Source organism: Candidatus Methylomirabilota bacterium, from assembly GCA_035764725.1.
In the GTDB taxonomy this organism is placed as follows: domain Bacteria; phylum Methylomirabilota; class Methylomirabilia; order Rokubacteriales; family CSP1-6; genus DASRWT01.
The window spans coordinates 72270-84514 of the sequence record DASTYT010000101.1 but is presented as its reverse complement, the minus strand read 5'-3'; the positions used below and the strand labels follow the sequence as shown (position 1 = coordinate 84514).

General features: G+C 69.9%; 12 protein-coding genes. 3 read left to right on the top strand and 9 right to left on the bottom strand.

What is annotated here, in order from left to right:
• The coding region (locus VFX14_16625) for a diiron oxygenase (GenBank protein ID HEU5191312.1) at positions 1-573 on the bottom strand (573 nt) is incomplete at its 3' end.
• A gap of 99 nt (positions 574-672) precedes the next feature.
• Here VFX14_16625 and VFX14_16620 point away from each other — a divergent pair.
• Positions 673-1335: a TetR/AcrR family transcriptional regulator gene (locus VFX14_16620; GenBank protein ID HEU5191311.1), complete on the top strand. Its 663-nt coding sequence runs from the start codon at positions 673-675 to the stop codon at positions 1333-1335.
• Between the two features lie 14 nt (positions 1336-1349).
• On the opposite strand, the gene nth is transcribed toward VFX14_16620, so the two are convergent.
• Positions 1350-2078, bottom strand: coding sequence for an endonuclease III (gene nth, locus VFX14_16615; protein HEU5191310.1), 729 nt, complete (start codon positions 2076-2078; stop codon positions 1350-1352).
• Positions 2079-2130: 52 nt separating this feature from the next.
• Here nth and VFX14_16610 point away from each other — a divergent pair, with 52 nt between their 5' ends.
• Together VFX14_16610 and VFX14_16605 are read left to right on the top strand one after the other, a co-directional pair.
• The gene (locus VFX14_16610; protein ID HEU5191309.1) at positions 2131-2604 is read left to right on the top strand and encodes a DUF4149 domain-containing protein; all 474 of its coding nucleotides are present in this window, start codon (positions 2131-2133) and stop codon (positions 2602-2604) included.
• Positions 2601-2972 carry a VOC family protein gene (locus VFX14_16605; GenBank protein HEU5191308.1) on the top strand — a complete coding sequence of 124 codons (372 nt, stop codon included), beginning with the start codon at positions 2601-2603 and terminating at the stop codon, positions 2970-2972. Before VFX14_16610 ends, VFX14_16605 begins: the two co-directional genes overlap by 4 nt.
• On the opposite strand, the gene VFX14_16600 is transcribed toward VFX14_16605, so the two are convergent.
• The 7 genes from VFX14_16600 to VFX14_16570 all read right to left on the bottom strand — a co-directional run bounded on the left by VFX14_16600 (position 2969) and on the right by VFX14_16570 (position 12244).
• Complete coding sequence (locus VFX14_16600; GenBank protein ID HEU5191307.1) at positions 2969-3364, bottom strand: TetR family transcriptional regulator C-terminal domain-containing protein; 396 nt, start codon at positions 3362-3364, stop codon at positions 2969-2971. The genes VFX14_16605 and VFX14_16600 overlap by 4 nt on opposite strands.
• A gap of 148 nt (positions 3365-3512) precedes the next feature.
• Positions 3513-3905: an FxLYD domain-containing protein gene (locus VFX14_16595; protein ID HEU5191306.1), complete on the bottom strand. Its 393-nt coding sequence runs from the start codon at positions 3903-3905 to the stop codon at positions 3513-3515.
• On the bottom strand, positions 3902-5134 hold the full coding sequence (locus VFX14_16590) for an ABC transporter permease (protein ID HEU5191305.1): 1233 nt from the start codon (positions 5132-5134) through the stop codon (positions 3902-3904). Before VFX14_16590 ends, VFX14_16595 begins: the two co-directional genes overlap by 4 nt.
• On the bottom strand, positions 5131-5853 hold the full coding sequence (locus tag VFX14_16585; protein HEU5191304.1) for an ABC transporter ATP-binding protein: 723 nt from the start codon (positions 5851-5853) through the stop codon (positions 5131-5133). Before VFX14_16585 ends, VFX14_16590 begins: the two co-directional genes overlap by 4 nt.
• 46 nt (positions 5854-5899) lie before the next feature.
• Positions 5900-7579 carry an efflux RND transporter periplasmic adaptor subunit gene (locus tag VFX14_16580; GenBank protein HEU5191303.1) on the bottom strand — a complete coding sequence of 560 codons (1680 nt, stop codon included), beginning with the start codon at positions 7577-7579 and terminating at the stop codon, positions 5900-5902.
• Positions 7580-7640: 61 nt separating this feature from the next.
• Positions 7641-9077: a TolC family protein gene (locus VFX14_16575; protein HEU5191302.1), complete on the bottom strand. Its 1437-nt coding sequence runs from the start codon at positions 9075-9077 to the stop codon at positions 7641-7643.
• Positions 9074-12244 carry an efflux RND transporter permease subunit gene (locus VFX14_16570; GenBank protein HEU5191301.1) on the bottom strand — a complete coding sequence of 1057 codons (3171 nt, stop codon included), beginning with the start codon at positions 12242-12244 and terminating at the stop codon, positions 9074-9076. Before VFX14_16570 ends, VFX14_16575 begins: the two co-directional genes overlap by 4 nt.
• Position 12245 lies beyond the last annotated feature (1 nt).

Here is a 12245-nt window from a genome sequence, read left to right as displayed (position 1 = left end):
CGCGCACTCCTGCATCATCCGGAACATGGACACCGCGAAGGTCTCGGCCACGAGCTGCAGCGCGATGGTCTTGATGTACCAGCGGGAGTCCGTGAGGATCGCGTCGAAGATGAAGCGCTCGTTCTCCGGCATGGGGTAATGGAGCCCGCCCAGCCGGTGCTGGATGTAGCGCTCGAGCACCTCGTTGTGGCGGGCTTCGTCGGCGACCTGGGTGGCCTGGAAGAACTTGGCGTCGGTCCCCTTCACGGTGTCCACGAGCTGGCTGCACGCGAGCAGCGCGCCCTGCTCGCCATAGACAAGCACCGATAGGCGCCAGGCGGTGATGCGGCGATTGAGCTCGACGCGGTCCTTGTCGGAGAGGCGCTCCCAGATGGGGCTGCCGTGGATGTCCACCAGCTCGTCGGCGAGGACGCGGCCGTCCGCGGGCTCGGGGGCGTCCCACTTGATGTCGCGGGTGGCATTCCACTGGTCCCGCTTGGCCTTCTCGTAGAGGCCTCGCATGTCCTCGGCCTGCACGGTGTAGTCGAACTCGAAGACCGTGTCCATCGAGCTGGGAATGACGCGCCGATCCATCCGAAGCCTCCTGCGTCTGGTGGTGAACTAGGCGGTCAACTTTTTGAACTGGCTAGTTTTTACCACGGCCTGGCGCGCGGGGTCAAGTAGACTCCCGGCATGGAGCCGAGGCGCCAGGCGGTGCGCGACCGCATCCTGCGCACGGCGGCCGATCTCTTCCGGGAGCGTGGTTATCGCGCCGCCACTCTCGACGAGATCGCCGCGCGGCTCGCGATGTCGAAAGCCTCCCTCTACGGCTATTTCCACGCCAAGGAGGACATGCTCGCGGCGATCTCGCGAGAGACCATCGAGGGCTTCACGCGGGAATTGGCCCTCGTGCAGCGCTCCGCCCTGGGCCCGGAGGAGAAGCTGCGCCGGGTGGTGCGGCAGCACGTGCGCTTCGTCATCGCCAACCGCTCGTTTCTCACCGTCTTCTTCAGCGAGGAGCCGAACCTGCCCCCGCGCATCGCCCGGGCCCTCGCCGCGCAGAAGGACCGCTACGACAAGGGCGTGGAGGCGATCGTGGCGGAGGGGGTGCGGCGCGGCGTCTTCCGCGACGTGCCGCCGCGCCTCGTCGTGTTCGGCATGCTCGGCATGCTCAACTGGCTCTACAAGTGGTACAACCCCGCGGGCCGCTGGGGGGCCGAGGAGGTGTCGGCGGCGTTCCTCGACCTCCTGGAAGGCGGCATGCTCCGCGCCCGCGCCCGCGGCCCCGGGCTGGCGCGGCGGCTCCAGCGGCTGCGGCGAGAGCTGGGCGAGGTGTCGCGTGCCCTCGGCGACTGAGGCGGGCGCGCCAGCTAGCGCGAGCGCCCGACCCCGATGCGCGGGCAGACGGCGGCGATCGGGCAGACCGAGCAGCGCGGCGAGACCGGCTGGCAGATGTTCTGGCCGAAAGCGACGAGCAGATCGTTGTAGCCGATCCAGTAGCGTCGCGGCAGCCGCCGCCGCAGCGCCATCTCGCTCTCCTCGGGATTCCGCGTGCGGATCAGCCCCCAGCGGTTCGAGATCCGGTGCACGTGGACGTCGACGCAGATCCCGGGCTTGCCGAAGCCCATCGTCACCACGAGGTTGGCGGTTTTGCGCCCGACGCCCTTGAGGGTGAGGAGCTCGTCGATGGTGTCCGGCACCGCGCTCCCGAAGCGCGCGAGGAGATCGTGGCAAATGCCGAGGATCACGCGGGCCTTCGTGCGGTAGAAGCCGACGGGAAAGATCGCGCGCTCGATCTGGCGCGGGGTCAGGCGCCCCATCGCCTCGGGCCCTTCCGCGAGGGCGAAGAGACGTGCGGCCGCCGGGCCGGTGGTTTCGTCCTTGGTGCGGAGCGACAGGATGCAGGCGATGAGGACATAGAAAGGGTCGCGTCGCTCGCTGGACACCTCGGCGAGTGTGGTGGTGCGCCAGGAGGGCTGGACGCGCCGGATCCGGGCGATGAGTCGGCCCACGGCCAGGCGGCTCTTCGCCGGCGCGAGCTGTGGCGCGCGCGCGGCGCGACGGGGCGCCGTCGGCCGGGCCTGAGGAGCGGCGGTCACGCGGTCATGCTACCATTCTCCAGCGAGTCCTGAAGGAGAGGCGTCCAGCGCGATGAAAACCCTGACCATCTCGGCGATCTCGGCTTGGCTCGGCATGCTGGGGTTCCTCGCCGCCGTGGTGGCCCCGGCCGCCTTCGGCGTCCTGGAGCGGCCGGTCGCGGCCCGGCTGATCGGCTGGGTGATGCCGCGCTATCACTGGGCCGCGCTGGGCCTGGGCGTCCTCGGGCTGGCGGGCATGGTATTGCGGCGGGGCGAGGTGGCGGGCGGCTGGGTCGACCGCCTCCCGCTCGCGCTCGTGCTCGTGATGCTCGCGCTGACCGCGCTCTCGCTCTTTGTCCTGCTCCCGCAGATCGAAGCGCTGCGCGAGGCGGTGCTGGCGGCCCGCGCCGCCGGGGTCGCGGGCTCGCCCGAGGCGGCCCGTTTCGGGCGGCTACACGCCCTGTCCAGTCTCAGCGGGCTCGGGGTGCTCGCCGCCGGCGTGCTCGTCCTGCTTCTCGAGGCGCGGCGCGGGGGGCTCGCCTCGTGAGAGGCTACGAGCCGCTCGGGCTGGATCACGTGGTGCTGCGCGTGGCCGATCAGGCCGCCTCCGAGCGCTTCTACACGGAGGTGCTGGGCTGCACGCTGGATCACGTCAACGAGCGCGTGCGCCTGGTCCAGCTCCGCTTCGGCGAGCAGCTCATCGATCTCCTGCCGGGCCGCCGGGGCTCCGACGGGATGGACCACTTCTGTCTCTCCATCAAGTGTGACGATCTCGGCGCCGTCGCGACGTGGCTGCAGGAGCGCGGCGTGACGCTGGAGGGCGACGTGGTCCAGCGCCGCGGCGCCTTCGGCACGGGCCCGTCGCTCTACCTCCGGGATCCCGACGGCTACTTGATCGAGCTCAAGCCCCGCTAACCGCGGGGTGCGCGCACGACGAGATCGAGCAACGCGCGCACCAGGCGCCCCGGCGGCACGGCGCCGCCCGAGCTGGCCGCCTGGAGCAGGCAACCCTCGGCGGCGCCGAGCATTGCCGTCGCCACCGCGCCCGCGTCGAGGCCGGCGCGGAAGCTTCCCGCCCGTATCCCCTCGTCGAGAATCTCCTCCAGGGACAGACGGCTCTGCTCGCGCAGCCACGCCATCGTGAGGCGGAACTGCTTGTCGTCGCGCGCGCGGGCCCAGCCCGCGATCAGGACGTCGGAGAAATGCGGGTCGCCCTCGGCGTATGCCCCGAACAGCACCTCGAGGGCGCCCTCGAGCTTGACGCCGGGCGGCTCGGAGCTGCGCGCCACCCGCGCGAGCTCGCGCACGATGGGCAGCGCGCGCTCCTCGACCGCGGGCGGACCGAGCGGGGCGCGGCGCGGCGAGACGGGGCGAGTCGGCGCCGGGCGAGGCGCCGCGGGGCGGGAGGGCCGAGCGGGCCGGCGGAGCGGGCGGCGGCGAGCCACGCCAACCCGATCAGGGGCTTTGCCCGGCGATCTGGAAGGCCTCGATCGTCACACGGAAGCGGCGCTCGCGCCCGCCCGAGGGTATCCGGCACTCGAACGGCGCGGTGCCCCGCGGCGGCACCGTGCCGGAGACGTACGCGCGCCCGCGCGACACCACGGCGCCGGTCTCGTCCAGGCCCTCGGCGAGCAGCGTCACCCGCTCGTAGGCGTTCGACGAGGAGTTGCGCACGTCGCCGAAAATGATCACGCGGCCGGCGCCCACCCGCTCGCTCTGAAATGTCACGGTGAGCGATGAGGAGGACTGCGGCGTGTAGGTCTGAGCGGAGACCGGCAGCACCACGAGGGTTCCGGCCGAGCAGAGCACGAGCAACAGCAGCGCGAAGGCTGCGTAGGGCAGGGTCATTCGTATCTCAGGGCCTCGATGGGGTTGAGCTGCGCGGCCTTCTGCGCGGGGTAGAGCCCGAAGAAGATGCCCACCGCAGCGGCGAAGCCGAAGGCCAGGACGATGGCCTGTGCGTTGACGAGGGTGCGCCATTCCGCGAAATACGCGATGGCGTAGGAGCCGGTCAGCCCCACGACGATGCCGATCATGCCGCCGGTGAGGGACAGCGTGACCGCCTCCACCAGGAACTGGGTCCGGATGTCGTGGCCCCGGGCGCCCACCGCCATGCGGAGCCCGATCTCTCGCGTGCGCTCCGTCACCGAGACCAGCATGATGTTCATGATCCCGATCCCCCCCACGAGGAGCGACACCGACGCGATGCACGCCAGGAGCATCGTGAGCACGCGCGACGAAGCCTCCTCGGCCTGGAGCATCTCGGAGAGGTTGCGGATCCAGAAGTCGTCCTCCTGGAAGCCCTGGAGCTTGTGACGCTGGCGGAGGAGGTCGCGGATCTCCTGCTCGGCGACCTTCATGTCCATGCCGTCGCGCACCCGCACGGTGATCGCGTTGACCGACGTCGCGGAGGGCTTCGTGGGTCCGAGCACCCGCTTGTTCGCGGTCAAGATCGGGATGATCACGACGTCGTCCTGATCCTGACCCCAGCTCGACTGGCCCTTGCGCTCGAGCACCCCGATCACGGTGAGGGGCACGCCGGCCACGCGCACCACCACGCCAACCGGATCGGCGCCGCCGAACACGTTCTCGGCCACCGTCTGGCCCAGCAGCACCACCTTGGCGGCGCCCTCGGCCTCGTCGGGCGTGAACCAGCGACCCGCCACCACCGGCCACTGGCGCGTCTCCTCGTAGTCCGGGGTGGTGCCCTGGATGCCCGTGGACCAGTTCGTGTTCCCCCACACGACCTGATCGCGCCCGCGCACCGACGGGGCGGTGGAGTGGATCGAGGGCAGCTCCCGGGCGATGGCGAGCGCGTCCTCCTGGGTGATGGTCGGCCGCGTGCCGAAGCCCAGCCGCACGCCGGTGCTCGCCACGCTGCCGGGGAGGATGAGGATCAGATTGGAGCCCAGGCTGCGGATCTGCTCGGCCACGCGGGCCTGTGCCCCCGCGCCCACCGAGACCATCGCGATCACCGCGCCCACGCCGATGATGATGCCCAGCATGGTGAGGATGCTGCGCAGGGGGTTGACCCGGAGCGCGCGCAGGGCGACCCGGGCGCAGACGAGGATGTTCACGCCGCGCTCCCGGCGGGGACGGGCGCTTCGTCCTCGGGCGCAGGCATGGTCAGGAGCTCCGTCTTGGCGTCGCGGGGCCGTCCGCTGCGATCGTCGCTACGGAGGCGGCCGTCACGGAACTGGATCACCCGGCTCGCATATGCGGAGATGTCGAGCTCGTGGGTCACCAGGACCACGGTGATGCCCTGGCGGTTGAGGTCCTGGAGCAGCGCCATGATCTCGACGCTCGTGCGGGTGTCGAGGTTTCCGGTCGGCTCGTCGGCGAGGATCAGCGCCGGTGAGTTCACGAGCGCACGGGCGATGGCCACGCGCTGTTGCTGTCCCCCGGAGAGCTGGCTCGGCTGATGGTCGGCCCGATTGGACAGTCCCACCGCCTCCAGCGTGCGCCGGGCGCGCGCGTGGCGCTCCGCGGCGGGCAGCCCGCTGTACATGAGCGGCAGCTCGACGTTCTCGAGGGCGCTGGTGCGCGCGAGCAGGTTGAAGCCCTGGAACACGAAGCCGATCCTCTGGTTGCGGATGCGCGCGAGCTCGTTGGCGGCCAGCCGCGAGACGTCCCGGCCGTCGAGGAGATACTGCCCTGTGGTCGGGCTGTCGAGGCACCCGAGCAGGTTCATGAACGTGGACTTGCCCGAGCCCGAGGGGCCCATGACGGCCACGAACTCGGCAGCGTCGATGGCGAGGGTCACGCCACGGAGCGCGTGGACGGTCTGCGCCTCCATGACGTAGTCCTTGCTGAGGTCGCGGACGTCGACGAGCACGCGGACCCTAGAGCCGCATGCGCGGGCTTTGCTGCTGGGGCTGCGACGTCCCGCTGGGCGCCTTCGGCGCGGCGGTGCCCGGGGCCAGGGTGCCCGTCAGCACCTCCTCGCCCTCCTTCAACTCGCCGCCCAGCAGCTCCGTCGACGTCCCGTCGCTGATGCCCAGCCGCACTGTCACGGCGCGCGGCTTGCCGTCGGGGCCGAGCACCCAGACGCGCCCGCTCTGACCGCCGCTGCCGCTTCGCCCCTGGCCCTGGGGCATCTGGTCGAACTGGGCCTGCTGCTCGGGAGTGAGCAGCGCGCGGATCTTCACGCGCGACTCCTCCCGGATCCGCTGGGCGGCGGTGCGCCGCTGCTCTTGCGGGACGCGGTTGAGCCCCGAGTACTGCGACCGCGCCTCGTCGAGGATGGGGTCGAGCTTCTTCTGCTGCTCCTCGGTGAGCTTGAGCTCCTTGACCAGGCGCGCCTTGATCTCCTCGGCGGAGGGAGGGGTGGGGCGCTGGAACGGCGTGGCGCCGGGTCCGCTCGGCGGAGGGCTCCCTGCCGGGGCGGGGGCGTCCTCGCCGGGGGGGCGGAAGCGGAGAGCGGCGTTCGACACGCGGAGCACGTCGGGTCGCGTCGTCGTCACGATCCGCACATTGGCGGTGAGGCCGGGCAGGAGCTTCTGGTCCGGGTTGCTCACCGCGATCACGACATTGTACGTGACCACGTTCTGCACGGTGCGCGAGGCCTTCCGGATCTGCACTACCTGGCCGCTGAAGGTCTCGGTCGGGAACGAGTCCACCGTGAACGTCACGCGCTGCCCCACCTGGGTGCGCCCGATGTCGGCCTCGTCCACGTTGGTGTCGATCTGCATCTTGGTGAGGTCCTGGGCGATCGTGAAGAGGGTGGGCGCCTGGAGGCTCGCGGCCACCGTCTGCCCGACGTCCACGTTTCGGGAGATGACCACCCCGTCCACGGGGGCGCGGATGAAGGTGTAGTCGAGGTTCACCTGCGCCTGCTGGAGCGAGGCGCGCTTCTGTCGCACCGCCGCCTCCGCACCCTTGAGCTGCGCCTCCGTCACCCGGAGCTGGGCCTCCGAGGCCTTGATCGCGGAGGCCAGCGCCTGCTCCTGCGCCCGGCTCGACTCGAGCTGTGCGTCGGCCTGGTCGTGCACCGCCTGCGCGGTGTCGAGGTCGCTGCGCGCGACCAGCTCCTGCCGGAAGAGGTCCTGCTTGCGGTTGAGGTCGCGGCGGGCGTCGAGGAGCGCGGCGTTGGACTTGGTGGTCTGCGCCCGGGCCACCGCGAGGGCCGCGCGGGCATTGTCCACGTCGGCGCGGGCGCGCTCGACCTGGGCCGCCTGGTTCAGGACGGTGGCCTCGCTCGCCTCGACCTCGGCCTTGCTCTGGGCCACGGTGGCCTCGAAGGTGGCGGGATCGATGCGGGCGATGAGCTGGCCGCGCTTGACCTCGGAGTTGAAGTCCGCGAAGAGCTCCTTGACCTGCCCCGAGACCTGCGAGCCCACCTGCACGGTGATGACCGCGTTGAGGTTGCCCGTGGTGGTGACGAAGGCGGTGAGGGTGCCCCGGGTCACCGGCGCGGTGCGGAACCGGGGGGCGTTGCCGGTACTCTGCGAATAGAAATAGGCCCCGGTCAGGCCGACGGCCAGGAGTACCACCACCACGAGCCAGCGCAGTCGTCGCGTCATGCCGGTGAGACGGGCTCCTGGCCTCCCATATTTACAGGATATGCTGGCCGACGGCGGGGCGCTACCGGCGGGCCAGCGCCCGCTCGAGCCGGGCGATCGCGACCCGGTAGTCCGACAGCGCTTGCGCCTCGGTGGCCTGCGCCTGGGTGAGCGCGAGCTGCGCGTCGGTCAGCTCGATGATCGTGCCCACGCCCGCGTCGAACCGCCCCTGGCTGAGCCGGAAGTTCTCCTGGGCCGACTCCACCGCCTTCTGGGCGGCGCCGATCTGCTCTTCCGCCGCCACCACGTTGACGTAGGCCTGCTCCACCTGCTGCCAGATCTGCAGCTCGGTGTCCCGGACCCCGGCCTCGGCCGCCTCCAGGAGCGCCTTGGCTTCCCGGTACCGCGCGATCTTGTTGCCGCCGTCGAAGATGGACCAGCGCAGCTCCAGGCCAACCTGCCAGTCCTTGTCCGCGCGCGTGAATACGCCGGGGGTATTCCCGCCGCCCTGCCCCTGGAAGTCGTTCTGGGCCCGACCGGCGCCGACCGATCCCACCCCGAAGAGCCCGGGGAAGAAATCACGGAAGTTCTGCCGGACCGTCGCCTCGGCGGCATCCGACCTCAAGCGCGCTTGCTTGTACTCGGGGCGCTGGCGAAGCGCCTCGACGACCAGCTTGTCCTTGTCGAACTCCACGTGCTCGTAGGCGAGGATGTCCTTGATCCGGGTGGGCGCATTGATGGCGATACCCATGGCCTGGTTGAGCCCGATGCGCGACAGGCTCACCGCGTTCTGGGCGCGGATGAGGGCCACGCGCGCATTGGCCACGTCGACCTCCGCGCGGGTCACGTCGAACTTGGGCCGCGTGCCGACGTCGTAGAACCCCTTGGCGCTCTTGAGGTTCAGCTCCGACCGGTCCACCGCCTGGGCGCTCACCACGACGAGGCGGCTCGACAGGAGCAGCAGGAAGTAGTTCTCCTTCACCGACAGCACGATGAGGTCCTTCTGAAGCTCGACGTTCTCGCGGGCCGAGTCCGAGTTGGCCTTGGCGGCGTCGGTGGCGGCCCACGTCTTGCCGAAGTCGAACAGCAGCTGCGACGCGGACAGCGACCCCGTGCCGATGGTCGGCTTGCTGGTGTTGCTGAAGGTGGTGGAACCTGTCGAGCTCGAAAGGCGGGTCGTGGAGTCCGAATAGAGTGACTGCCCGAGGAGGCTCAGCTGCGGGAGCATGGCCGAGAACGCCTGGTCGATACGCTGCTGGGCGGCCACGTATTCCCCGAACCGCTGGATGATGACGGGGGCATTGTCGAGCGCGATCCGCACCGCCTCGGCCAGGGCCAGCTCGCGCCCGGCGATGTCCTGCGGGACCGGGAAGGCCCGGAACTGGGGCGGGGCAGGCAGCGGCTCCCTCGGCGCCAAGGGATCGGCGGGGGAGGGCTGGGCCGTCACCGTGCCGGGCAGCAGCACGAGCATCGCGAGGGCGAGCCCCGCGAGGATGCGCTGAGCGTGGCTTGGGGTCATGCGGTCTCTCCTTGGGGCGTGAACGCGGGATGCGGATCCTCCACGCGCCGCGGGAAGCGGGTCTCCACCATGACGTAGAGCGTCGGGATCAGGATCAGGGTCAGCACCGTCGACACGGCGAGGCCGCCGATGACCGCCCGCGCCAGGGGCGCGTTGGCCTCGCTGCCGACATCGATGCCGAGGGCCATGGGCATGAGGCCCGCCAGGGTGGTGAGGCTGGTCATGAGGATGGGACGGAGCCGCGTGCGGCCGCCGTTGATCACGGCGGGGATGAGCTCCTGACCGTGGCGGCGCAGCTCATTGATGTACTCGACGAGGAGCACGCCATTCGACACCACGATGCCCACCATCATGATGATGCCCATGAAGGACGTCACGTTGAGCGTGGTGTTGGTGAGGAAGAGCGCCCAGATTACGCCGATCATCCCCAGCGGCACCGAGAACATGATGAGGAAGGGGTCGAGCAGCGAGCGGAACTGCGAGGCCATGACCATGTAGACGAGGACGAGGGCGAGCAGCGTGGTGAACTTGAGGCTCCCGAACGCCTCGCGCTGCTGCACCGTCTGCCCGCCGAGTTGCAGGGAGAAGCCGGGCGGCAGCGGGAGCTGCTTGAAGCGGGCTTCGAGCTCCTCCGAGAGGGCGCCGAGGTCGCGCCCGGTCGGATTCGCCGAGATCTTGATGATGCGCTGCTGGTACTTGCGCTCGATCATCACCGGCCCGGTGCCCTGGCGGATCTCGGCGAGGTTGCCCAGGAGCACCGGCCGGCCGCCGTCGCCGGTGACGAACAGGCGCCCCAGGTCCTCGGGGCTCGAGCGGAACTCCTCGTCGAGCTGGACCACCGCGTTGTACTGGTTGCCGGTGCGCGGGTCGGTGTAGATCGAGGGATTCACGCTCACGTTGCTGTTGAGGGAGAAGAGCGCGGCCTGGGCGATGTCGCGCTGGCTCACCCCCGCGGCGGCGGCTTTCTCGCGGTCCACCACGATGTCGTACTGCGGGTAGTTCTCCTCGCGGCTCACGAAGGCGTCGGCGATGCCCGGCGTCTCCTGCAGCACCCGCGTCACGTCCTGGGCCACTCGCTCCGCGTCCTTGAGGTCGTAGCCCAGCTGCTCCACCTCGATGGCGGACTGGGCGCCGAAGTTCAGGATGCGCGACACGATGCCGCCGAACTGCACCGTGTAGGTGGTGCCGGGGAACTGGCCGGCGAGCTTGGGCCGCACCGCCGCCACGATGTCCCGGTCCGAGCGCTTCCGCTTATCCGCGGTGGCGAGATAGACCTGGAGCTGGGCGGCGTGGGGCCCGGTGTTCTGGGAGAAGAGGCCGGAGCGCCCGCCGGGCACGCCCACCGTCGAGAGGATGGTGCTGTACTCGCCCGGCCTGAGCGTGTCCTTCAGCAGCCCCTCCATCTTCGCGATGAGCCGCTCGGTCTCCTCAACGCGGGTCCCCACGGGGGCGCGCACGCGGATGATGAACTGGCTCTCGTCGGAGGGCGGGAAGAACTCCGTCCCGATGAGGGGAACCAGGACCAGCGCGGACACCAGCGCGGCGAGCACGCCGCCGATCACCATCTTCCGGTGGGCGAGGGCCCACGTGATGGCACGCTGGTACACCGCGTCCAGCTGCTCGAGCCGCCGCGAGCTCCACGCGAGCACGAGCGTGAGCGGATTCCACGTGCCCGGCGGCGGCGGGGTGGGCGGGCGGAGCCAGTGGTAGCAGAGGAGGGGGGTGACCGTCCGCGAGACGAGGAAGGAGGCGAAGAGCGAGCAGGAGATCGTGAACGTCAGGGGGATGAAGAGGAGGCGGGCCTGCCCCTCGAGGAACACCGTGGGGAGGAACACCACGATGGTCGTGATGGTCGAGACGAAGATCGGCATCGCCACCTCCCGCGCAGCGTCCAGCACGGCGGTGCGCCGGGGCTTGTCGGCCATGGCGATGTGGCGGTTGATGTTCTCCAGCTCCACGATCGAGTCGTCCACCAGGCGGCCCACCGCGAGGGCGAGACCGCCCAGGGTGAAGACGTTGAGGGTCTGGCCCAGCATGTACATCGCGATCATGGTCAGGAGCAGCGACAGCGGGATGGCGATGGAGATGATGAACGTGGAGGTGAGCGACCGGAGGAAGAGCAGGATCACGCCGAAGGCGAGCACCGAGCCCATGGCCGCCTCGTGCCAGAGGCTCTTGATGGACTGTTTGATGTAGGTGGACTGATCGAACGTCATCTGCACGTTGACCCCGGGGGGGATCCCCAGGAGCTTCGGCATCAGGGCCCGCACCTGGTCAACCACATCCACGGTGTTGCCGCCCGGCTGCTTGTTCACCCGGAGGTACACCGCGCGCTCGCCGTTGACCCGCACCACGGACTGCTGCGTCTCCGCGGAGTCCTCCACGCGGCCGAGGTCGCGGACGCGGATGGCGGTGCCGCCGGGGGTGCGCCGCACCACGACGTTCTCCATGGGCTCCACCACGGAGAACTGATTGTTGGTGAAGACGTTGTAGTCCAGCTGCCCCAGCTTCACGTCCCCGGAGGGCAGGAGGAAGTTCGCGTCGTTGAAGGCGCGCGCCACCTCGGTGACGGAGATGCCCTTGGCGTAGAGAAGGTCGCGGTTCAAGTTCACCGTGATCTGGCGGATCTTGCCCCCGTCGACGTTGGCGGAGGCGACCCCGGGGATGCGCTCGAGCTGAGGCTCGACGGTGTTGTAGGCCAGATCGTAGAGCTGCTTCTCGTCCAGGCCGCCGCCCGACACTGTCACGATGCAGACAGGGATGTTGGAGAGGTCGAACTTGAGGATGAAAGGCTGCTGCACCCCGGTGGGTAGCGTGTTCATGATCTGCTGGATGCGCTGCACCACCTCGGTGAGGCCCGCGTCCAGGTCATAGCCCCAGTTGAACTGCACCTCCACCACCGACAGCCCCTGCCGCGAACGCGACTCCACGTAGCGGACGCCCGCCACCGCGGAGACCGCCTTCTCGATGGGGTAGGTGACGGTGCGCTCGATGTCCTGGACGTTGGCGCCCTTGTAGATGGTGCCGATCCGGATCGAGGGGAAGTTGATGTTTGGGAAGAGATCCACCGGGGTGCGGCTGAGCGACGTCGCCCCGAGGAGCACGATCGCGAGCGAGCACATCAGGATCGCGATCCCGTTCCGCATGGCCATGAGGGTCAGCCACATA

What these genes read in the sequence shown, in the direction of transcription:
- VFX14_16620 (HEU5191311.1), top strand. Translation starts at nt 673, where the DNA reads ATGGAGCCGAGGCGCCAGGCGGTGCGCGACCGCATCCTGCGCACGGCG.
- VFX14_16610 (HEU5191309.1), top strand. Translation starts at nt 2,131, where the DNA reads ATGAAAACCCTGACCATCTCGGCGATCTCGGCTTGGCTCGGCATGCTG.
- VFX14_16595 (HEU5191306.1), bottom strand. Translation starts at nt 3,905, where the DNA reads ATGACCCTGCCCTACGCAGCCTTCGCGCTGCTGTTGCTCGTGCTCTGC.
- VFX14_16585 (HEU5191304.1), bottom strand. Translation starts at nt 5,853, where the DNA reads ATGGAGGCGCAGACCGTCCACGCGCTCCGTGGCGTGACCCTCGCCATC.
- VFX14_16580 (HEU5191303.1), bottom strand. Translation starts at nt 7,579, where the DNA reads ATGACGCGACGACTGCGCTGGCTCGTGGTGGTGGTACTCCTGGCCGTC.
- VFX14_16575 (HEU5191302.1), bottom strand. Translation starts at nt 9,077, where the DNA reads ATGACCCCAAGCCACGCTCAGCGCATCCTCGCGGGGCTCGCCCTCGCG.
- VFX14_16570 (HEU5191301.1), bottom strand. Translation starts at nt 12,244, where the DNA reads ATGTGGCTGACCCTCATGGCCATGCGGAACGGGATCGCGATCCTGATG.